Here is a 20,182-nt window from a genome sequence, read left to right as displayed (position 1 = left end):
AGACCTGCGCTTAACTTAGGCCCGCATCGACGATGAAATTTGCGCCCGTCGCACCCGCGCTTTCGTCCGACCCCAAAAACAACGCCATCCGCGCGATATGTTCGGGTTGCAGCCGGAATTTCAGCGCCTGTTCATTCAGGATCTGCAGTTCCGTTTCCGGGGTCAACCACAGGGCCTTTTGCCGTTCGGTTACGACTGCGCCGGGCACGATGCAGTTCACACGGATGCCCAGCGGCCCCAATTCGCGCGACAGGCTGATCGTCATTCCGTTGATTGCGGCTTTGGCGGCGGTATAGCCCGCCATGCCCGGCATTCCGCGCATCCACGACACCGACCCCATCATGATGACCGAGCCGCGACCCATCTTGGCCATATCCGGCACGACTGCCTGCGTGGCAAAGAACTGATGATCCAGATTCGATGCCAAGATGCGCCGCCAGTGATCGGGCTGCACATCGCCCATCAGATGACGGTCATCGCGGGCGGCGTTGTTGACCAGCACCTGCACCGGCCCATGCGTCTGCACCTGGGCCACCGCGACACGAAGCGCATCAATGTCGGTCAGATCAACGGTCAGAAACGCGGCCCCGGTGTCGTCGGCCAACGCCCTGCCCGCATGTGTATCGATATCCAGAAATGAGACCTGCGCACCTTGGCCACAAAAGGCACGCACCATTTCGGCCCCAATGCCCGACGCGCCGCCGGTAATCAGCACATGCCGGCCGCGCAAGGAGGCATAGCTGACCGTTGTGTAATCGCTCATCCCTTGACTCCTCCTGTGGTCAATCCCGCGACGACGCGTTCCTGAAAGATCACGATCAGGATCGCGACTGGAACGATCCCGACGATCAGCGCGGCCGAAATCACCGGCCATGGAAAGGTGAATTCGCCCTGATACATCTGGATACCAACCGGCAGGGTGCGCAGTTGCGGGCTGGAATTGAATGACAGCGCCAACAGAAATTCGTCCCAGGCATTCACAAAGGCCAGAATTCCCGCGGTGAACACGCCCGGCGCGGCCAATGGCACGACAATGCGGAACAGTGCTCCGATCCGGGTGCAGCCGTCTATCATCGCCGCGTTTTCCAGATCGCGCGGGATGGTTTCGAAAAAGGACACAAGGATCAGCGTGCAGACCGGCAGGCTAAGCACCGCATAGGGCAGGATCAGCGCGGCCCATGTGTTCAGCAGCGACAGCGCGCGCATGGTTTCAAACAGCGGCACCAGCAGCGTCACCAACGGAAAGGTGGACACCGCCACGATGGCCGACAGGATCACGCCGCGATACCGCAGGTTCAGCCGCGCGATGGCATAGGCCGCCAGCACCGACACGAACAGTGTCAAAACCGTCGATAGCAGCGCGACCATGAAGCTGTTGAACAGGAACAGATGCAGCGGCTGATCGCTGAAGGCGGTCGCATAGTTCGACAGCGTGGGCGCATGTGGCAGCCATGTGATCGGGGTCCGGGTCAGCTCAGCATCGGTCTTCAGCGAGGTAAGCAGAATCCAGAGTGCCGGAAACAGCCCGTTGATCAGCAGGATCGCCGCCACGATCAGGCGCAGCGGGCGACCGGACAACAGACCGAATATCGGGCTATCCGCCATGCTCTATCCTCTTGCCCGGATCATGCGCAGATACAGCACCGTCACCAGCATCGACAGCAGAAACATCACCACCGCAAGGGCCGAGCCATAGCCAAGATCCAGAAAGGACACCGTATTCTGATGAATATACATGGCGAGCGTTGCGGTTGATCCGCCCGGCCCGCCCGCCGTCATCGTATAGGGAATATCGAATGTCTGCAGCGCCGTGATGGTGCGAAAAATCAGCGCCACCGCAATTGCCGGGCGCAGCAGTGGCAGCGTGATTTCCCAGAACTGCCGCAGCTTGCCCGCACCATCCACATCCGCCGCTTCGTATAGGGATCGCGGAATGGTTTGCAGCCCGGCCAGCAGGATCAACGCCATGAAGGATGATGTCTTCCAGATCACCGTCAGACAGATCGCCGTCATCGACCAGCCGGGCGAGTTGAACCAGATCACCGGCTGGAATCCGAAGCGGCGCAGGATGTCGTTCACCACGCCATATTCCGAATGAAAGAACCACGCAAAGATCAGCCCGGCAAAGGCCAGTGGCAGCGCCCAGGGGATCAGCAGGGACAGCCGCACCGGCCAGTGATATTTGAACGGCATATTCGCCATCAGCGCCATCGCCAGTCCCATGATCAACGCCCCCGGCACGGTGACCAGCGTGATCAACAGGGTGTTCTTCAGCGTCGTCCAGAAGGTCGGATCGTCCAGCATCAGGCCGAAATTCTGCAACCCGACAAAGCGCGGCGGCAGGCCAGAGGTCAGCGAATGGTCAAACAGGCTGGTATAGAACAGCCGCAGCACCGGATAGACCACGATCAGCGTGACCAGCAGCGCCAGCGGGGCCAGCAGCATGATTGCCAACCCCCGGTCGCCGGGGTCGGTCAGCCATGCAAACCGGGGGTTGTGTGGCGCAGTCATCGGGCTTTTCCGCGCATCAGCGCAGCACGCGCGCCAGACGCGACTGAATCGCCGCCACACCTTCTTCCGGCGTGCTGACCCCGGCCAGAACCGCGTTGAGCGTGGTGCGGATCACTTCGCTGACTTCGGCGTAACGAGGGGTGACGGGGCGTGCGCGGGCGGTTTCCACCACTTGCTTCGCATCGGCAAACCACGGCGCTGCGGCCAAAACCTCTGCGTCCTCGTAAACCTGCGGGAATGCCGGCAGCAGCGCTCCGTTCACCGCCATGAATTCGGCCACGTCAGGGCTGGACAGATATTTCACCAGCGCGGTCGCCTCGGCCGGATGTTCGGAATAGGCCGACACGCCCCATTCCCAGCCACCCAGACAACTTGCCTGCTGCCCCCCTTCCATCGCAGGCAGGCGGGCCACGCCGACATTGCCTTTCACGGCGGATTCATCCGACTGTGCCTGCGCCCAGGCATAAGACCAGTTCACCGCGAAAACGGCATCGCCCGCCTGAAATTCCTTGCGCGTGTCATCGGTCGCCACTTCCGAGATGTTGGGCTTGGAGGTGCCATCCTCGGCAAAGCTTTTCCACAGTTGCATCGAGGCGATTGCCGCAGGTTCGTCCAGTGTCAGAGCGCCATCTTCGACCAGATTTTCCCCAAGGCTCCAATAAGGCAGCAGGAAGGTGCAGACGGTGCCCTCGATGGGCTTGCCTTGAAACGACAGCCCTTGCAGGCTGTCATCGCCTTCGGCCGCAAGAATGGTTTTGGCAGCCTCGCGCAATTCATCCCATGTCGTGGGCACCGCAACGCCGTGCTTTTCCAGCAGGTCCGTGCGATAATACAGGAACATCGCATCGGCAAAGGCGGGCAAGGCGACGACCTTGCCATTAACGGTATTCGCTTCGGCATAGGCGGGCAGATATTGTGCCATGTCCACATCCTCGATCGGCAGGGTCCAGCCCGCTGCCGCGAATTGCGCCGGACGCACGACATCAAGGATCATCACGTCCAGCGACGGATCCTGCGCCGACATCAGCGTGTTCAGATATTGAGCCTGCGCCTCGGACGTGTTGCCGCCGGTTTCGATTTCCACGCTGACGCCGGGGGTCGCCTGTTCAAATCTGTCCAGCACCTGCCGCCAGACATCGGGCTGATGCTGGCTGGAAATGAAAATCCGCAGATCGGCATCGGCCAAGGCGGGACTGGCCAAGGCCCCCATGGCGGCCAGCGCCGCCAGTGACAGGTGTTTCATCGTATCCTCCCGGTTCTTGCGTCCTGCAGGCAAGAGCAGCCCATGCAGGTTGTTTTGTCAAAGCATTGCGCGTTCGGTCACGGCGTCGAACACATGAATATGGCCGGGCGCGATGTTAAGCTGAACCCGCTGGCCCGGCTTTGGTTTCTGCGTCGGTTCCAATCGCGCGGTCACGGTCGCATCGCCGATGCCAATATGGACCAGCGTATCGGCGCCCAAAGGCTCGACCACTTGCACGATCCCGCTGAAATCAATACCCGCCCCCGACCCTGCCCGGATATGTTCGGGCCGCATCCCAAGGACCACGTCGCCCTGCGGAATCGCCCCAAGTTGCGACAGATCGAAGCTGAGGCCATCCGCGGCATGCGCGACATGCCCCGCAATCCGCGCGGGCAGAAAATTCATCGCTGGCGCGCCGATAAAGCCGCCGACAAAGATATTGGCGGGGGTGTTATAGATCTGATCGGGGGTGCCGACCTGTTCAATCGCGCCGCCACGCAGGATCACGATACGGTCGGCCAGTGTCATCGCCTCGACCTGATCATGTGTGACATAGATGATGGTGGTGCCTAGCGCCTGATGCAGCCGCTTGATTTCGGTCCGCACCTGACCGCGCAGCTTGGCATCAAGGTTCGACAATGGTTCATCGAACAGAAAGACCTGCGGGCGGCGCACGATGGCGCGGCCCATCGCGACACGCTGACGCTGACCACCCGATAGCTGACCGGGGCGACGGTCCAGAAGCTGCGCAATGCCCAGCATGTCGGCCGCATCAATGATCCGCCGCTGCGCCTCATCGCCCGGAATGCCGCGAACCTTCAGGCCAAAGCCCAGATTTTCGCGAACGGTCTTGTGCGGATAAAGGGCATAATCCTGAAACACCATGGCGATGTCGCGTTGACGTGGTTGCAGATGGTTCACCCGCTGCCCGCCAATCCGGATTTCGCCCGAGGTGACGGCCTCCAGCCCCGCCAGCATCCGCAGAACCGTGGATTTGCCACTACCGGACGGGCCAACCAGCACCAGAAATTCGCCATCGGCAATGTCCAGATCAATCCCATCCACCACCTGCGACGTGCCGTAATTTTTGGATAGCTTGTCGAAACTGACTGACGCCATGCTTATCCCAGTCTTTCGCTGCCGTTCATTTCCAGCCGCCACCATAGCGACCGCCGCGGACCGGGAAAAGCCTAGCCCTTCGACAGCGCCACGACCGGGTCCAGCCGCGCGGCACTGCGCGCAGGCAGAAAGCCGAAGGCCACACCGATCAGCGTCGAGCTGAGGAATGCCGCGACGATAGAGCCGGTCGAATAGACCAGCGTGAAATTGCTGCTGATGGATGAAAACACCACGCCAAAGGCCAGTGCTGCGCCGACCCCCAATGCCCCGCCGATCAGGCAGACCAGAACGGCCTCGATCAGGAATTGCTGCATGATATCGGATCGTCTGGCCCCAACGGCCATGCGCACCCCGATCTCTGACACGCGTTCGGATACCGACACCAGCATGATGTTCATCACCCCGATCCCGCCGACGATCAGCGAAATCACCGCAATCGCCGCGATCAGCAGGGTCAGCGTCTGCGTGGTTGCGGTGATGGTCTGACGGATTTCGTCGGTGTTGACGATGAAGAAATCCTTGACCCCATGGCGTTGTGTCAACAGTTGCGTCACCGCCTGCTGGGCCAGATCGGTGTCCACGTCATCGGCGACCTGCACGGTAATGCTGTTCAGCGTCATTGACCCCAACAGCCGCGATTGCACCGTGGTATAGGGCGCAAAGAGCGCCAGACTATTGCCGCCCCCCGGTCCGCGTTGGCTGGCCTGCACCACGCCGACGATCCGCAAGGGCACGTTCCCTGCCGTGATGACCTTTCCCAAGGGCGATTCACCGTTCGGGAACATGGCATCGCGCGTATTCGTGTCGATCAGCACCACCTGAGCCATCGACGCCACGCTGCCTGCGTCAAAGACATTCCCGTCCAGCAAGGTGCTGCCCGCCGCCTTGAAATACTGCTCGCCCACGCCATTGATCTGGCCGGTCGCCTCTTGCGCGCCTTGACGGATCGTCACCGAACTTTGCACGCTGGGCGTCACGGCCGCGACATAGGCTTGTTTCGACAGCGCCGTGGCATCGTCAACGACCAGCGTCGTGATCCGGCCGGAACGCATGTCGCCAAAATTCTCACCCGCATAAATTTGCAGCGTGTTCGTCCCAAGGTCCGAAATATTGGCCAGAACCTTTTCCCGCGACCCTGCCCCCAGTGCCACCACCGACACGACCGAGGCAATGCCGATGATGATTCCCAGCATGGTCAGAAAGGTCCGCAGCTTATGCGCCCCAAGCGCCAGCAGCGCCATCCGCAGAATTTCCGCAGATCGTTTCGGCAATGAGGTCAGAAACCCGCCCATCTTGTGCATGGCCGATGCCATTCCCCTGTCCGCGCCGCCCACAACGCGGTCGGTCTGGCGATCCGCGACGATTTCGCCATCGCTGATCTGGATGATCCGCTGCGCCCGTTCGGCAATCGACAGATCATGCGTCACGATGATGACAGTGCGCCCTTCGGCGTGCAGTTCATCCAGAATGCGCAGCACCTCCTGCCCGGACTGACTGTCCAGCGCGCCCGTCGGCTCATCCGCCAGAATGATGTCCGGATTGTTCATCAACGCACGCGCAATCGACACGCGCTGCTGCTGGCCACCCGAAAGCTGTGACGGGCGGTGATCCGTGCGTTCGCCCATCCCCAACCGGCCCAACAGCGCCGCGGCCCTGTCCCGACGGGCCGATGGCGCTTCGCCCGCATAGATCGCCGGAACCTCGACATTCCCAAGCGCCGTGAATTCCGACAGCAGATGATAGCGCTGAAAGATAAAGCCAAAACGTTCGCGCCGCAGCGCCGCCAGTTCATCCGCGTTCAGTTGCGCGGTTTCGCGGCCTGCGATCTGATAGCTGCCCTTGGTCGGGCGATCCAGACAGCCAAGAATATTCATCAACGTGGATTTGCCCGAACCCGACGCCCCGACAATCGCCACCATCTCGCCTGCACGGATGGTCAGGTCGATATTTTTCAGAACGGCGATCTGGTTGTCGCCGGACGGGTATTCCTTGCGAAGCCCCGACAGCCGGATCAATGCATCATCCGCCATGTCACAGCCCCATCGGCACACGAGCGCGACCGCGACCAGTGGTGGATGCTGCCGCGGTCGCTGCCGACACCTCGCCCGTCACGACCTGATCACCTTCTGCCAGACCAGAAAGCACCTGCGCCTGCACGCGGTCATTCAACCCGATCCGAACCTTGCGCGTTTCGATCTGCCCATCTCGCCCTTTGATGCGCAGCGTATAGTCGCCCGCCGCATCGCGTTCGGCCAAGGCGCTTGAAGGGACCGTCAGCGCATTCTCGGCACGGCCCAACACGACATAGACCTGCGCCGTCATATAGGTGCGCAGATGCCTGTCGGCATTCGGGACCGTAAAGACCCCGTTGTAATAGATCGCCTCATCACTGCTGGTCGTGGCGTCGGTGGTGATCAGACTGTCGCTGCGGATCGTTTCCGGCGCAGGCTCGACATATTCCAGCGTCGATTCATAACGTGTGTCAGGCTCTCCCAGAATGTTGAAATAGACCGACTGCCCGGCCTTGATATTCACCACATCCGCTTCCGAGATTTCGGCCCGCACGGTCATCTGATCCAACTGGCCCAGAATGACGATTGTGGGGGTGGATTGGTTTGCGTTGACCGTCTGACCTTCCTGACTGACGATGGCCAGAACCGTGCCGTCAATGGGTGCCGTGATACGGGTATAATCCACATTGGCCTGTGCATTTTCGATGGCGACTCTGGCCTGTTCGATCTGGGCATTCAGCGCCTCTATCTGCGCTTCCAGAACCGATACATCCGCATCCGCCGTATCCAATTCGCTTTGGGCCGAAGCACGGCGCTGCACCATTTCCCGCTGCCGTTCCAGGGTGGTGTTCGCCAGCGTCAGGTTGGCCTGACGTTCCTTCAACTGCGCTTGCATATTTGCCAGCGCCGCTTGCGCCGTGCGCAATTCATTCGTCTGGGTCACGGAATCGATTTCCGCGATCAGATCGCCTGCCTGCACATCTTGCCCCAACTGCACATCGACGGCCGTGATCCGCCCCGACACCTGCGCACCAACCGCAACCAATCGCGAGGGCTTCAATATCCCATTGGCCAGCACGGTCTGCTCAATCGTTGCACGTGTCACTGGCGCGGTCATGACCGTAGGCGTCTGCGCGCTGGAATCGGCCCGCCACAGGTAAAGCCCGCTGATGACCAGTGCCGCAAGGATCAGCAGGCTGACAATCCGTCCGAACCGTTTCATACCGCTTATTCCGTTCTTTCTGGCGGGACAGACGGCTGTGCTGTCGCGAATCGAATCCGCCCGCGCGAATACTTGTTCATGCGCTGTTGCCAGCTTCTTCGGAAACCAAAGGTAAACGGCGATCATCTTTACTTGTATGGAAGTATGCCATATCATATCGGCATTGCAGGGGGACCATGTGGATCAAGCCATCATTACGACGCCGCCAACAACCGCCAGTCAGATTTATGACTGGCTGCGGCGGCGTGTGCAAACCACGGATCTGCCACCGGGCGCACGCATCAGCGAAACAGAAATCGCCGCCGAAATCGGCATCAGTCGGCAACCCGTGCGCGAAGCCTTTATCCGACTTGCCGCCGACGGACTGGCCGAGGTAAAGCCGCAACGCGGCACCTATATCGGCAAGATATCCGTGGGTGCGGTTCTGTCCGCCCGCCTGATCCGCGAGGCGGTGGAAAGCGATCTGACAAAAATGGTTGCCCAGCTGCGTCCGAAGGATGGGCTGGCCGCGATGCAGGCCCAGATTGACTTGCAGAAGCAATATCTTGGTCCCGATGACGTTGAATGCTTCGTTGAATCCGATGACCGTTTCCACCGTCAGCTGGCCATCGCTGCGGGACATGAGGCCGTCTGGAACGATCTTGAGCGGCTGAAGGCGCAAATCAACCGCCTGCGCCATCTGTCAATGCGCGTCTTTGACCGCCAGCACACCATCGATCAACATCAGCTTATCCTGAATGCACTGACCGCTGGCGACAGTTATGCCGCCGAAGCCGCTATGCGCGCGCATTTGCGCCAGATCCTGGACGACATGCCGCAGATCCGACAGGCACAGCCCGAATTTTTCACCGATTGACACCAACGGAAGGATTTTCCAGATGCGACAGACATGGCGTTGGTTTGGGCCGAATGATCCCGTTTCCATCGACGACATGCTGCAGGCTGGCGTGCAGGGCGTCGTCACCGCATTGCATCATGTCCCGACCGGCACAGTCTGGACCGCACAGGAAATCACCAAGCGCCAGAACGACCTGGCCTGCATGAAGGACGGCACCCCCTCTGGCCTGACCTGGGAGGTTGTGGAAAGCCTGCCAGTCAGCGAAGCGATCAAGACCCAGACCGGCGATTGGCGCAGCCATATTGAAAACTGGATCACCTCGATGCGGAACCTGCATGCGGCGGGCATTCGGGTGATCTGCTACAACTTCATGCCGGTGCTGGATTGGACCCGCACCGATCTGGCGTGGCGGCGTCCCACAGGTGCACGCTGCATGCGCTTTGACCTGATCGACTTCGCGGCCTTCGATATCCATATCCTGCAACGCAAAGGTGCCGCTGACAGCTTTCCCGACGACATTCGTGACGCCGCCAACCGGCGCTTTGCGGGCATGGATGATGCGCGGCGCGAACAGCTTGCCGGCAATGTCGTCTTTGGCCTGCCCGGCGCCGCCGAACGGCTGTCCATGGCCAATGTCCGCGATCTGCTGGACAGCTATGCCCCTGTGACCGACGCTGTGTTGCGCCAGAACTTCCATGATTTTCTGGAACAGGTCACCCCGGTCGCGCAGGAACTGGGCATGCGCCTGTGCTGCCACCCCGACGATCCGCCCTTTCCGCTGTTGGGCCTGCCCCGCGTCATGTCGACCGAGGCGGATTATGCCGAACGCCTCGCCGCCGTGGACCTGCCCGCGAACGGGATCACGCTCTGCTCTGGATCGCTGGGCGCGCGGCATGACAATGATCTGCCGGGCATGATGCGACGTCTGGGCCATCGCGTCCACTTCCTGCATCTGCGCAATGTGCGCCGCGATAATGACACCATTCCCGCCAGCTTTTTCGAGGATGAGCATCTGGGCGGGCAGACCGATATGGTCGCCCTGATCGACGCCGTCCTGGCCGAGGAAACCCGCCGCCGCGCCGAGGGGCGCGAAGATGCCATCATCCCGATGCGCCCCGATCACGGGCAGGATATCCTTGACGATATCGGGCGCGGCGGCCAACCGGGCTATCCCGCCATCGGTCGCCTGAAGGGGCTGGCCGAATTGCGCGGAGTCGAGGCCGCATTGCACCATCGCGGGGCTGCGAAATGACCGCGCCCCATTTCCTTTCCATCGGCGAAGCGATGCTGGAACTGTCCGCCGCCGGGCAGGCCGATTTGTGGCGGCTGGGCATTGCGGGCGATACGCTGAACACCGCATGGTATCTGCGCCGCCTGATCGGGCCGGAGTGGCGCATCGGGTATTTCACCCGTGTCGGCCAGGGCGAATTTTCGCAAAAAATGCTGGATTTTCTGACGGCCGAGGGGATCGACACCAGCCATATCGCCCGCGATCCTTTCCGAGAAATCGGACTTTACGCCATATCTCTGAAGGATGGTGAGCGCAGTTTTTCCTATTGGCGCGACAGCTCGGCCGCCAGATTGCTGGCCGATGATCCCGGCCCGCTGGACCGGGCCTTGGACGGCAGCACCATCGCCTATTATTCCGGGATAAGCCTGGCAATTCTCTCGCAACAGGGCCGTACCAATCTGGCGCAGGCTTTGGCCAAGGCCCGGACCAACGGCACCAAGATCGTTTTCGACCCCAACCTTCGCCCACGCCTGTGGAAAGATGCCGCCGCCATGCGGGCCGGTATCGAAGCGGCTGCCGCAGGGGCCGACCTGATCCTGCCCAGCTTTGACGATGAGGCGACCCATTTCGGCGATCCCGACCCCGCTGCCACCATCCGCCGTTACCTGTCACTGGGCGCGAAACATGTCGTGGTGAAAAACGGCGGCGGCCCGATGCGTTTTGGCGGCTCCGAAGGCGATGGCCACCTGCCCGACCTGACCCCCGACACGCCCGTGGACACCACCGCAGCGGGCGACAGCTTCAATGCAGGCTATCTGGCCGCAATGATCCAAGGCGCGGATTGCGCCACCGCGATCCGCGCGGGCCACGCGCTCAGCCGTCAGGTGATCCGGTATCGCGGGGCATTGGTGCCAGAGGCGGTTAAGGCTGTTGTGCAGTATTGAGCAAAGGCTGCTGACAGCAGTGCCCGCTATGAGGCCAATTTGACAAGTGCGGCAAGTTGCAGGAATGTCCGCTTCTTGAGTTTCAAGTTTGCTACTCGAGAATTTGTATAGTTATCGAGGATTCGCGTGTAGTTGGCTTCCAGCCTAGCAATTGACCAAAATGTCGGCTAACGCGGCTTTTGGCCCAACAGTGCCCTTCAAGAACGTCAAAGGCGAACAGCAAGTCCTCTGTAATCCTGAGGTAGTCATCGAGTGAGCCGGAAATGCTTTCCCCGCGATGTGCAAGCTTGTTGCGATCTTCTACGAAGCGATCAATCAATTTCAGTTCGGGTCTAATTTTGGCCCAGTTTTCGACGGCCTGCTTACCTTTGTGAATCTCTGGCAAGTAATCCCTAAGTATCTTAAATAGTGGTGGAGTGGGCGCGTACATTGCAAGCCAGCCAGCATCAGGTGCGCACCTAGAGATATGCTGTTTAATTCCGACCTCAAGCGCTGAATAGCAGATCAGTAATGCACTTCGATGATTTTGCTCTACGATTTCTTTAGCCTCGCGCAAGAGCTGATGCCCTAGTGGCTCATGCTGGTTCTCATTAATCCACAGTTCTGAAAACGTCTGCTGGTCTTCGCTCGACCATGTGAGTCCACCAAAGCCGTCATTAGTTAAAGTAATGGACTCCTGCCTCGGCCAAGGAACGCTATAATATTGTCCTTGATTAGTTCTCCAATATAATCTGAAACGCGGGTCGCTACAGTCGCAGATCTTTTCTGGTCCCTGTGCCTTTTCGAGCCATCTAAGCAATCGGACAAAGCGAACAGCATGTTTCTTAAGTTCTTCACCTTTCGAGGTACAAAGCGCCTGCAAGTCTATCGGCAAAAAATCCGATGTCGGACTATAGCCATTGGCAATCTTCCCATCAGAGGAGACCACCTCTTCTTGACGAATGACGTATGGCAGCGGAACCTGCGTTTCACGGGGATCCACGATGCGTTCACTAAGAAATTTATCAACAAAACCAATTTGGCGCTCAGTTGCATGACAAGAAATCTTGGCTCGAAGTTCCAAGTTTCCATGGCCAAACTCGAAATCACCCTCTTTTCCGCCCGCCCTAATTTCAATTTCCACGCCCGTCGCTGCGTTACTGAAACTCAATCCCTGAGGTCGAAGAGGATTGAAAACGTATCCTTCCAAGCGATAGGTTAAAAGAAACTGAATTTGCGTTGTCATGAATGACCCTCTCAGTCCGGGACTAGCCTATAATAAAGACTCGACGTTTCACAGTCAAAAGCAGCATTTCTCGCAGCGCCCATGCACCGCAGCGGACACTGGCGCGTGCGCAGCTAATTTACCCTTCGTCGCGCAAAGCAGCCATTTTCACCCGCAACCTGATCCCTAAACCGTCGCCCCGATCTGCCACGGCACGAATTCATGATCGCCCAGTCCCAACCCCTCGCTTTTGGTGACCTGACCCGAAGCTGTCGCCAAAATCAGATCGACGATCTGCCGGGCCTTGTCCTCCAACGGAACGCGCTGGCTGAGAATATCGCCGCAATTCAGGTCCATGTCGTCGGGCATGGCGGCGGCCAGCCGGTCGTTCGTGGACAGCTTGATCGTCGGGGCGGGTTTTGATCCGAACGCGGATCCGCGCCCGGTCGTGAAGACGATCAGTTGCGCCCCGCCCGCGATCTGGCCGGTGGCGGATACGGGATCATAGCCGGGCGTATCCATGAAATTCAGCCCCGGCACGGTGATCGGTTGCCCGTATTCCAGCACGGCTTCCAATGGCGCGCTGCCGCCCTTGGCCACGGCACCAAGTGACTTCTCAAGGATCGTTGTCAGCCCGCCCGCCTTGTTGCCGGGGCTTGGATTGTTATCCAATGAGGCTCCGTTCCGGCGGGTGTAATCTTCCCACCACCTGATCCGCTCCAACAGCTTTTCGGCAATGGCGGGTGACGCTGCGCGGTCCAGCAACAACCGCTCGGCTCCATAGATTTCGGGCGTTTCGGACAGCACCATCGATGCCCCCTGTGCGGCCAGAATATCGCTGGCGACCCCAAGTGCCGGATTGGCCGTGATCCCCGAAAATCCGTCAGATCCGCCACATTGCAGCCCGATTTTCAGGGCTGACGCAGGTGCGATTTCGCGGCGAACATCGTTCAGCACGGGCAGCATTTCGCGGATGTGGACTTTGATGGCGTCGATGGTTTTACGCGTCCCGCCGGTGTCCTGAATCGTCAGCCCGTGAAAACGTGCCGCCGCGCCCAGATCCTGTTTCATCCGGGCGATCTGCATCACCTCGCAGCCAAGGCCCACGAACAGCGCGGCGCCGACATTGGGATGCCCCGCATGTCCGGTCAGCACCCGCTGCAACGCCTGCCAGCCCGGCCCGCTATCGGCCATGCCGCAGCCGGAACCATGGGCAAAGGCCACGACGCCATCGACATTGGGATAGGGGTCCAGCGCCCCTTCGATGCGAATTTCCTCGGCCGCGCGACGAATAACCGTGGCCGAGCAGTTCACCGTCGCAACCAGCGCCAGATAGTTGCGCGTCCCGACCGAACCATCGCTGCGCCGATAGCCCTGAAAGGTCAGCAGCGGGCCTTGCCGCGCCCGCAACGCTTTGTGGGCGGCATCCAAGGCAGCACCCGGATGATAGTCGCGGCCATGTTCGCCAAAGACGCAGTTATGGCTGTGGACATGGGCACCTGCTGCGATGTCATCGGTCGCGTAGCCGATGGTTTGGCCGTATTTGACAACCTCTGCCCCCTTGGGAATCGCGCGTCGGGCGATCTTGTGACCGGCGGGGGCGATACCCTTTTCGGTCAGGATCGCCACGTTGTCATCAGGATGCAGGATCAGGGGATCGGGCATCGACCACTCCTTCCACGCTGGCCTGCGCACCGCTTTGGACCAGCTTTTGCAGCGCTGCGATCAGATCGTCGGCGAATTGTGCATCATCGCGCAAGGTGGGGGGGAACACCTCGGTCAAAGCCAGAAAGCCAGCGACGGTTTGCGCGGGATCGTCCTGCCATAGCGCCGCCAGTCGAGGGGCTAACGGATCTTTGACCTCGATCAAGCCTCCCCTCTCGTCGCGCCCCGAAGCGTAGCGCATCCATGCCGCGGCGGCCAATGTCAGCCCCGGCACATCGCGCCCTGCCGCGCGATGTTCGGCGATGGTGCCAAGGATACGCTGCGGCAGCTTCTGGCTGCCATCCATGGCAATCTGCCAGGTCCGGTGACGGATCGCGGGATTGGAATACCGGGCGTGCAGGGCATCGGCATAGGCAGCCAGATCGACATCGGGCGGCGGGATCAGGGCGGGGATGATTTCACCCCGCCACAGCACCTTCACGAAGGCCGAAAAGGCGGGATCTGCCACCGTATCGGCGATGGTTTCATACCCTGCCAGATACCCCAGATAGGCCAGCGCGCTATGCGTCCCGTTCAACATTCGCAGCTTCATATGTTCAAAGGGGGTGACATCACCCACCAACTGCGCACCGACCGAGGCCAGATCGGGACGGGCGGCTCCGACGAAATCATCCTCGATCACCCATTGCCGAAACGGCTCGTGCATCACGGGGGCTTCGTCACGATCGCCGGTCAGCGCCTGAAGCCGGTCCAGATCAGCGGCGGTCGTGGCAGGCACGATGCGGTCCACCATGGTCGATGGGAAGGCACCCTGCGTCGCAATCCAATCCGCCAGATCGGCGTCGATCAGTCCGGCCAGTTCCAGAACGACACCCCGCACAACGCGCCCGTTTTCGGGCAGGTTGTCACAGCACAGCACGGTAAACGGAGGCAGTCCCGCAGCCTTGCGCGCAGCCAGGGCGCGGACCAGAAAGCCCGGCGCGGACTTCGGAAGGGGGCTTGCCAGATCGTGAATGATATCAGGATGCCCCCGGTTCAGCCGACCGGTGGATGGTTCGTGGCAATACCCCTTTTCCGTCACCGTCAGGCTGACGATTTTCACATCCGGCAAGGCCATGGCATCCAGCACGGCTTGCGGATTTTCCGGGGCGACCAGCACATCGCGCAGCACCGTCACCACCTGCGGCTTTTCGCCATCGGGGGCCAGTTCCAGCGCGGTGTAGGCCCAGCCCTGCGGGCGCAACTTGTCCCGCGTGCCCGAGGATTGCAGCGAGACGCCGACCACGCCCCAATTGCCGCCTGACACCTTCATCGCCTCGGCAATGTAGATCGCACCATGGGCGCGGAAAAACGCACCAAGACCCAGATGGACGATGCCTGCGGGCGCGGTTGACGGTTCGCGATACAGCCTATCTTGCAAGCCAGCCTCCATCGACGTTCAGCACCGCACCGTTGATGTAATCCGACGCGGGCGCAGCAAGGAAGACGGCGGTCTGGCCGATATCTTCCGCCCTGCCCCAACGGCCGGCCGGGATGCGCTCAAGGATCGCCTGCGAGCGGTCGGGATCGGCGCGCAGCGCCTTGGTATTGTTGGTTTCGATATAGCCCGGCGCAATGGCGTTGACGTTCAGCCCACGCGACGCCCATTCATTCGCCATTAGCTTGGTCAGGCCCGCCACGCCATGCTTGCTGGCGGTATAGGAGGGCACACGGATACCGCCCTGAAAGGATAGAAGCGAGGCGATGTTGACGATCTTGCCCCGGCCACGCGGCAACGCGGCACGGGCAAATGCCTGACAGGTAAAGAACAGCGCCTTGGCGTTCACGTCCATCACGTCGTCCCAATCGGCTTCGGTGAAATCGACAGCGTCGTTGCGGCGGATGATCCCCGCGTTATTCACCAGAATGTCGATCTGTTGATCCGCAAACACGTCACGCGCAGCCATCGGATCGGAGAAATCCAGACGCATCCCCTGCCCCGATCCCATAAGCGCCAGCGTTTCATCGCAATCGCGACGGCCTGCGGCGATGACATCGGCCCCCGCCTGCGCCATGGCGACGGCAATCGCCTGCCCGATGCCGGTATTCGCGCCGGTGACCAAGGCCGTCTGGCCGTCCAGCGAAAACGGGTTCACCGCAAATCCTCCGGCTGAACAAAGTCCATATCGGTGTAATCGACATTGTCACCGGCCATCGCCCAGATGAACGTATAGCCGCCGATACCCGCCCCCGCATGGATGGACCATGTGGGCGAGATGACGGCCTGTTCATTGGCGACAAAGATATGCCGGGTTTCCTGCGGCTCGCCCATCAGATGCAGCACCCGCGATTCAGGGGCCATGCCGTGATACAGATACGCCTCCATCCGGCGGTCGTGGACATGGGCGGGCATCGTGTTCCAGACCGAGCCGTCCTCCAACGTGGTATAGCCCAGCACCAGTTGGCAACTTTCCATGACCAGCGGGTGAATGAACTGGCGGATGGTCCGCTTGTTCGATGTCTCGACCGCGCCGGTCTTCATTTCCTTGGCGTCCGCAACGGTGATCAGACGGCTGGGATAGGCGTGATGGGCGGGGCAGGACGTGATGTAAAACCGCCCCTGTCCGGAAAACGTCACCGCCCCGGACCTCATGCCCAGATACAGCACATCGCCGTAATTCATGTCCCAGCTTTGACCACCGGCCTGAACTGTGCCCGGACCGCCGATATTCACAACGCCCATTTCGCGCCGCTCAAGAAAGCTGTCGGTCTTGGTCTCCTCGACCTTGTCCAACGTCAGCGAACCACCCGCAGGCACGGCCGCACCAACGGTAAAGCGGTCGTAATGGGTATAGACCAGACGGATTTCCCCATCGGCAAACATGCCCTCGGTCAGGAAATGCCGCCGCAGGGCATCGGTATCCATCCCCTTGGCATGTTCGGGATGAATGGCGTGGCGGGTGTCAACGGTCAGCATAACGGTCCTTTCACAGAAAATCGTCGCGGCGGGGGGTAAAGCTGTCGATCAACTCGCCCGCTTCAAGGCACAGGCAGCCATGTTCGGCCCCCGAGGAAATGACAAAGGCATCGCCCGGTCCAATCTCGAACTCCTTGTCCGCCATCGTGAATTGGTAGCGCCCGGACTGGACATAGGTTGATTGGACATGCGGGTGGCTGTGCAGCGCGCCCCGGTCGCCCGCCGCAAAGGCAAAGCGGACGACCATCAATTCGGGGGAATGGGCCAGAACGGTTCTGACAGGGTCGCTCATTTGAACACCGATGGCAGCCACAGGGACAGGGCGGGGATATAAGTGACCAGCATCAGCGCCGCGAAGGCCGCGCCGTAGAAGGGCCAGATCGTGCGCATGGCCTGCCAGATGCTGATGCGACCCACGGCACAACCGACAAACAGCACCGCGCCAACCGGCGGCGTGCACAGCCCGATGCCAAGGTTCAGGATCAGGATCACCCCGAAATGGATCGGGTCCACCCCGAACGCCATCGCCACCGGCAGGAAGATCGGCGTCGTAATGACGATCAGCGGCGACATGTCCATGAAGGTGCCAAGGATCAGCAGGATCACGTTCATCAGCAACAGAATCACCAGCGGATTGTCCGACACGTTCTGCAACATCTGAACCAGTTGCGCGGGCACTTTCAGATAGGCCAGAAGCCATCCGAAACAGGCTGCACAGCCGATGACCAGCAGCACCATTGCGGTGGTGCGGACAGCGCCTATGGTTGCCTCGACAAACTCGCTCCAGGGCAGGCTGCGATAGACCAACGCGGTCACCAGCAGAGCATAGACGACCGCGATGTTCGAGGATTCCGACGCCGTAAACACCCCCGAACGCACGCCGCCAAAGATGATCGCGATCAAGATCAGCCCCGGCAGGGCCGACACGAAAAGCTGCCCCATCACGGCGAAACCGGGGAACGGATCGGTCGGATAACCCTTTTTCTTGGCGACCCACCAGGCCGCCATCATCAGCAGCACGGCCAAAAGCAGGCCAGGGATGATGCCCGCGGTAAACAGATCGGCAATCGACAATCTTCCGCCCGCGGCGATCGAGTAGATGATCATGTTATGGCTGGGCGGGATCATCAGCGCGATGATCGAGCTGACGACGGTGATATTGACCGCATAGTCGACATCATAGCCACGTTTTTTCATCTGCGGCACCATCAGCCCACCAACCGCCGACGCATCCGCAGCAGCAGAGCCGGACACACCGCCGAACATCAACGAGGCCATGATATTGACCTGGCCCAGCCCGCCTTTCAGGTGCCCGACCAGCGCCCCCGCAAGCGCGACCAGCCTGCGGGCGATGTCGCCGCGCACCATCAGATCGCCGGAATAGATGAAAAAGGGAATGGCCATCAGCGCCATGACCGAGATGCCGGAATTCAACCGCTGAAACACCACGACTGGCGGCAGGCCCAAATACATCACGGTAAAGAAACTGGCCGCGCCAAGACAGAAAGCCACCGGCGTGCCGATCAGCAGCAGACCTGCGAAACTGCCGAATAATATCCAATATTCCATGTACTTACCTTCTGCCTTGATGATCGCGCAGGGCTTGTTCGGCAACTGGTCCACGGACATGGCCGTCAAGCTCCCCATCGGCGGCGTCGTCCATATCGCCGAAGCGCAGCGTGCGCAGGCCCACTGCCCGGCGCAGGATGCGTTCGGCCGAAAACAGAATCAGCAGCAGACCACCCGCGATCAGCGGCGCAAAATCCCAGATCCGGGAAATTCCAAGCCCCGGAATGGCACCACCGGCCGCCTTGGCCGCCAATTGCTGGCCATACCACGCCATGCCAAAGCCAAAGGCCGTCACCACCAGATCGGACAGCGTATGAAACCAGGGCCGCCAGCTCTCGGGCACGACCATCAGGCCGACATCGAAAGACAGGTGATAGCCCTCCTTCACACCGACCGCCGCGCCCAGAAAGATGAACCAGCCCATCAGCATGACGGCTGCCGGTTCCGACCAGAACAAGCTGTGGCCGACGACATATCGATAGAACACCTGGGCAAAGACAAAGACCGTCATCAGGACCAGCCCGATGCCCGCAAGCCACAATGCGCCACGGGCGATCAGCCCGGTCACATCGGCCAGTTTTATCAATCCGTTCCGCATCGGTCCCTTCCTCTTGGCTGAAACGCAGCCGCCCGCGCGTGTGGGATGCGCGGGCGGCAAGCGGTTACTGCGTATCCTGAATCCGCTTGACCAGATCCTGGGCTTCGGGCGTGGTCACGTATTTTTCGTAAACCGGGCCCATCGCGTCGATGAAGGGTTGCTTGTCGATGTCGCGAACAATCTCGGCCCCGGCCGCGACGACCTTGTCTTCGGATGCCTTTTCCTGATCTGCCCAAAGCTGGCGCTGAACGGTTGCCGAATTGCGCGCGGCGTCACGCAGGATCGTCTGGTCCTCGGGCGACAGCTTGTCCCAGCTGGATTTGGACATGGCCACCAGCTCCGGCACCATCAGATGCTGGTCCAGCGTGAAATATTTGGCGACCTCGGCGTGACCAGAGCTGTCATAGCTGGGGAAATTGTTTTCCGCACCGTCGATCACGCCGGTCTGGATGGATGAATAAACCTCGCCATAGGGCATTGGCGTGGCATTCGCGCCAAGCGCCGACATCATGTCCACGAAGACATCGTTCTGCATCACGCGGAACTTCATATCCTTCAGATCCTCAATCGACTGAATCGGCTTTTGCGAGTTATAGAAACTGCGGGCACCGCCGTCGTAATAGGCCAGTGCGACCAGATCCTTGTCCTCGAACGCCCGCCCCAATTCCTCGCCGATCGGGCCGTCCATGACATTGTGCATGTGGTCTTCCGAGCGGAACAGATAGGGCAGCGAGAAAAGCTGCGTTTCCGGCACGATGTCGTTGAACGTGCCAAAGGATGCGCGAACCATGTCGATCACACCGAACTGGGTCTGTTCGATGGTATCCTTTTCTTCGCCCAACTGAGAGGAAGGGAACACTTCGATGCGATGCGGCCCTGGGATTTTTCCTTGACCTCGACCGCCATCGCCTTGACGCCCTCGACCGTGGGATAGCCGTCGGGATGCGTGTCGGACGACCGCAGTGTGATTTCGCAATCCGCCGCGGCGGCCGCACTGGTCAGCGCGGCAGATGCAAGCAGCGCGGCAAGTGTCACTTTCAGATGTTTCATGTTTTCCTCCCGTTACATTT

Annotated in this window: 18 protein-coding genes and 1 pseudogene; 3 read left to right on the top strand and 16 right to left on the bottom strand. The window is 60.4% G+C overall.

What is annotated here, in order from left to right; all coding sequences use genetic code 11:
- Positions 1-10 precede the first annotated feature (10 nt).
- The 7 genes from H4P12_RS13390 to H4P12_RS13360 form a co-directional block, all read right to left on the bottom strand.
- The gene (locus H4P12_RS13390; protein WP_187794177.1) at positions 11-763 is read right to left on the bottom strand and encodes an SDR family NAD(P)-dependent oxidoreductase; all 753 of its coding nucleotides are present in this window, start codon (positions 761-763) and stop codon (positions 11-13) included.
- A complete protein-coding gene (locus tag H4P12_RS13385; protein WP_187794176.1) occupies positions 760-1,605 on the bottom strand; it encodes a carbohydrate ABC transporter permease in 846 nt (281 codons plus the stop codon). Before H4P12_RS13385 ends, H4P12_RS13390 begins: the two co-directional genes overlap by 4 nt.
- Before the next feature lie 3 nt (positions 1,606-1,608).
- Positions 1,609-2,511, bottom strand: coding sequence for a carbohydrate ABC transporter permease (locus H4P12_RS13380; RefSeq protein ID WP_187794175.1), 903 nt, complete (start codon positions 2,509-2,511; stop codon positions 1,609-1,611).
- Positions 2,512-2,527: 16 nt separating this feature from the next.
- Positions 2,528-3,754 carry an ABC transporter substrate-binding protein gene (locus H4P12_RS13375; RefSeq protein WP_187794174.1) on the bottom strand — a complete coding sequence of 409 codons (1,227 nt, stop codon included), beginning with the start codon at positions 3,752-3,754 and terminating at the stop codon, positions 2,528-2,530.
- Positions 3,755-3,811: 57 nt separating this feature from the next.
- Entirely contained in the window at positions 3,812-4,873 is a 1,062-nt protein-coding gene (locus tag H4P12_RS13370) for an ABC transporter ATP-binding protein (protein WP_187794173.1), read from the bottom strand.
- A gap of 71 nt (positions 4,874-4,944) precedes the next feature.
- On the bottom strand, positions 4,945-6,903 hold the full coding sequence (locus H4P12_RS13365; protein ID WP_187794172.1) for a MacB family efflux pump subunit: 1,959 nt from the start codon (positions 6,901-6,903) through the stop codon (positions 4,945-4,947).
- 1 nt (position 6,904) lies between these two features.
- The gene (locus H4P12_RS13360; protein ID WP_187794171.1) at positions 6,905-8,107 is read right to left on the bottom strand and encodes an efflux RND transporter periplasmic adaptor subunit; all 1,203 of its coding nucleotides are present in this window, start codon (positions 8,105-8,107) and stop codon (positions 6,905-6,907) included.
- 178 nt (positions 8,108-8,285) lie between these two features.
- On the opposite strand from H4P12_RS13360, the gene H4P12_RS13355 reads away from it, so the two are divergent.
- The 3 genes from H4P12_RS13355 to H4P12_RS13345 are packed head-to-tail and all read left to right on the top strand — an operon-like array spanning position 8,286 to position 11,120.
- Entirely contained in the window at positions 8,286-8,963 is a 678-nt protein-coding gene (locus tag H4P12_RS13355; RefSeq protein ID WP_343069829.1) for a GntR family transcriptional regulator, read from the top strand.
- Positions 8,964-8,985: 22 nt separating this feature from the next.
- Positions 8,986-10,197, top strand: coding sequence for a mannonate dehydratase (uxuA, locus tag H4P12_RS13350; protein WP_187794169.1), 1,212 nt, complete (start codon positions 8,986-8,988; stop codon positions 10,195-10,197).
- Positions 10,194-11,120: a sugar kinase gene (locus H4P12_RS13345; protein ID WP_187794168.1), complete on the top strand. Its 927-nt coding sequence runs from the start codon at positions 10,194-10,196 to the stop codon at positions 11,118-11,120. Before uxuA ends, H4P12_RS13345 begins: the two co-directional genes overlap by 4 nt.
- Positions 11,121-11,211: 91 nt before the next feature.
- Here the strand turns inward: H4P12_RS13345 and H4P12_RS13340 are convergent, their stop codons facing one another.
- The 9 genes and pseudogenes from H4P12_RS13340 to H4P12_RS13300 all read right to left on the bottom strand — a co-directional run bounded on the left by H4P12_RS13340 (position 11,212) and on the right by H4P12_RS13300 (position 20,162).
- Positions 11,212-12,345: a hypothetical protein gene (locus H4P12_RS13340; protein WP_187794167.1), complete on the bottom strand. Its 1,134-nt coding sequence runs from the start codon at positions 12,343-12,345 to the stop codon at positions 11,212-11,214.
- Positions 12,346-12,510: 165 nt separating this feature from the next.
- A complete protein-coding gene (locus H4P12_RS13335; protein WP_187794166.1) occupies positions 12,511-13,989 on the bottom strand; it encodes a UxaA family hydrolase in 1,479 nt (492 codons plus the stop codon).
- Complete coding sequence (locus tag H4P12_RS13330; RefSeq protein WP_187794165.1) at positions 13,961-15,421, bottom strand: mannitol dehydrogenase family protein; 1,461 nt, start codon at positions 15,419-15,421, stop codon at positions 13,961-13,963. Before H4P12_RS13330 ends, H4P12_RS13335 begins: the two co-directional genes overlap by 29 nt.
- A complete protein-coding gene (gene kduD / locus H4P12_RS13325; RefSeq protein ID WP_187794164.1) occupies positions 15,399-16,124 on the bottom strand; it encodes a 2-dehydro-3-deoxy-D-gluconate 5-dehydrogenase KduD in 726 nt (241 codons plus the stop codon). The genes H4P12_RS13330 and kduD overlap by 23 nt, the downstream gene beginning before the upstream one ends.
- Positions 16,121-16,945 carry a 5-dehydro-4-deoxy-D-glucuronate isomerase gene (gene kduI / locus H4P12_RS13320; protein WP_187794163.1) on the bottom strand — a complete coding sequence of 275 codons (825 nt, stop codon included), beginning with the start codon at positions 16,943-16,945 and terminating at the stop codon, positions 16,121-16,123. Before kduI ends, kduD begins: the two co-directional genes overlap by 4 nt.
- A 10-nt stretch (positions 16,946-16,955) precedes the next feature.
- Complete coding sequence (locus H4P12_RS13315; protein WP_187794162.1) at positions 16,956-17,237, bottom strand: cupin domain-containing protein; 282 nt, start codon at positions 17,235-17,237, stop codon at positions 16,956-16,958.
- Positions 17,234-18,514 carry a TRAP transporter large permease gene (locus tag H4P12_RS13310; RefSeq protein WP_187794161.1) on the bottom strand — a complete coding sequence of 427 codons (1,281 nt, stop codon included), beginning with the start codon at positions 18,512-18,514 and terminating at the stop codon, positions 17,234-17,236. Before H4P12_RS13310 ends, H4P12_RS13315 begins: the two co-directional genes overlap by 4 nt.
- A 4-nt stretch (positions 18,515-18,518) precedes the next feature.
- Positions 18,519-19,112: a TRAP transporter small permease gene (locus tag H4P12_RS13305; RefSeq protein WP_187794160.1), complete on the bottom strand. Its 594-nt coding sequence runs from the start codon at positions 19,110-19,112 to the stop codon at positions 18,519-18,521.
- A 64-nt stretch (positions 19,113-19,176) separates the two neighbouring features.
- Positions 19,177-20,162 (bottom strand): annotated as a pseudogene (locus tag H4P12_RS13300) (TRAP transporter substrate-binding protein).
- Positions 20,163-20,182 lie beyond the last annotated feature (20 nt).

It is taken from the genome of Paracoccus amoyensis (assembly GCF_014490725.1).
In the GTDB taxonomy this organism is placed as follows: Bacteria; Pseudomonadota; Alphaproteobacteria; order Rhodobacterales; family Rhodobacteraceae; genus Paracoccus; species Paracoccus amoyensis.
This window is presented reverse-complemented; position numbering and strand designations above follow the sequence as displayed.

What these genes read in the sequence shown, in the direction of transcription:
- H4P12_RS13390 (WP_187794177.1), bottom strand. Translation starts at nt 763, where the DNA reads ATGAGCGATTACACAACGGTCAGCTATGCCTCCTTGCGCGGCCGGCAT.
- H4P12_RS13360 (WP_187794171.1), bottom strand. Translation starts at nt 8,107, where the DNA reads ATGAAACGGTTCGGACGGATTGTCAGCCTGCTGATCCTTGCGGCACTG.
- H4P12_RS13370 (WP_187794173.1), bottom strand. Translation starts at nt 4,873, where the DNA reads ATGGCGTCAGTCAGTTTCGACAAGCTATCCAAAAATTACGGCACGTCG.
- kduI (WP_187794163.1), bottom strand. Translation starts at nt 16,945, where the DNA reads ATGCTGACCGTTGACACCCGCCACGCCATTCATCCCGAACATGCCAAG.
- H4P12_RS13375 (WP_187794174.1), bottom strand. Translation starts at nt 3,754, where the DNA reads ATGAAACACCTGTCACTGGCGGCGCTGGCCGCCATGGGGGCCTTGGCC.
- H4P12_RS13385 (WP_187794176.1), bottom strand. Translation starts at nt 1,605, where the DNA reads ATGGCGGATAGCCCGATATTCGGTCTGTTGTCCGGTCGCCCGCTGCGC.
- H4P12_RS13365 (WP_187794172.1), bottom strand. Translation starts at nt 6,903, where the DNA reads ATGGCGGATGATGCATTGATCCGGCTGTCGGGGCTTCGCAAGGAATAC.
- H4P12_RS13380 (WP_187794175.1), bottom strand. Translation starts at nt 2,511, where the DNA reads ATGACTGCGCCACACAACCCCCGGTTTGCATGGCTGACCGACCCCGGC.
- H4P12_RS13315 (WP_187794162.1), bottom strand. Translation starts at nt 17,237, where the DNA reads ATGAGCGACCCTGTCAGAACCGTTCTGGCCCATTCCCCCGAATTGATG.
- H4P12_RS13330 (WP_187794165.1), bottom strand. Translation starts at nt 15,421, where the DNA reads ATGGAGGCTGGCTTGCAAGATAGGCTGTATCGCGAACCGTCAACCGCG.
- H4P12_RS13310 (WP_187794161.1), bottom strand. Translation starts at nt 18,514, where the DNA reads ATGGAATATTGGATATTATTCGGCAGTTTCGCAGGTCTGCTGCTGATC.
- uxuA (WP_187794169.1), top strand. Translation starts at nt 8,986, where the DNA reads ATGCGACAGACATGGCGTTGGTTTGGGCCGAATGATCCCGTTTCCATC.
- H4P12_RS13335 (WP_187794166.1), bottom strand. Translation starts at nt 13,989, where the DNA reads ATGCCCGATCCCCTGATCCTGCATCCTGATGACAACGTGGCGATCCTG.
- H4P12_RS13340 (WP_187794167.1), bottom strand. Translation starts at nt 12,345, where the DNA reads ATGACAACGCAAATTCAGTTTCTTTTAACCTATCGCTTGGAAGGATAC.
- H4P12_RS13305 (WP_187794160.1), bottom strand. Translation starts at nt 19,112, where the DNA reads ATGCGGAACGGATTGATAAAACTGGCCGATGTGACCGGGCTGATCGCC.
- H4P12_RS13345 (WP_187794168.1), top strand. Translation starts at nt 10,194, where the DNA reads ATGACCGCGCCCCATTTCCTTTCCATCGGCGAAGCGATGCTGGAACTG.